Source organism: Pseudomonas sp. 43(2021) (assembly GCF_017490805.1).
In the GTDB taxonomy this organism is placed as follows: Bacteria; Pseudomonadota; Gammaproteobacteria; order Pseudomonadales; family Pseudomonadaceae; genus Aquipseudomonas.
On the sequence record NZ_JAFGYJ010000265.1, the window covers coordinates 1 to 520 of the forward strand.

Here is a 520-nt window from a genome sequence, read left to right on the forward strand (position 1 = left end):
TGATACCACTCGCTCAGGCGTGCCTGCGCCGAGAAGTCCGAGAGTTGACGGAAAGCGATCCAGTCCAGGGCCGTCGCCAAGGCGATGTGGCCGACGGTGATCGGGCCATTGAGGTCGACGTGCTCTTCGATGAAGCGATACGCCTCCTTGAGTTTGTAGGCCTGGCCGTCCGCGTACGCCGGATAGCGCAAAGCCTCGGGACGCCGCTCGACTTCCCAGCGCAGCTTGATGCCGACGTCGCACATGCCCTGCGCCAATGCCTGCAGGCGTAGCGCCTTGTAGCGCTCGGGGCCGCTTGCCGGGATGAATTTTCCACCACCGCTCAGGTCATCGAGGTATTCGCAAATCACGATGGAATCGAACAGTGCGCTGTCGTCGGGCAGCATCAGCACCGGCACTTTACCCAAGGGGTTGGCCTGGTAAATGGTCGCGTTCGGTGAAGTCGGGCTGGTCTCGTGATGTATCACCTCAAGGCTCGATGCGATGCCAAGTTCGTGAGCCAGCACCAACACCTTGCGGG

1 protein-coding gene is annotated in these 520 nt (G+C 61.5%); it reads right to left on the minus strand.

The window, feature by feature from the left end:
• The coding region (locus J5M71_RS27125; RefSeq protein WP_347709882.1) for a glutathione S-transferase N-terminal domain-containing protein at window positions 1-467 on the minus strand (467 nt) is incomplete at its 3' end.
• Between the last annotated feature and the right edge of the window lie 53 nt (window positions 468-520).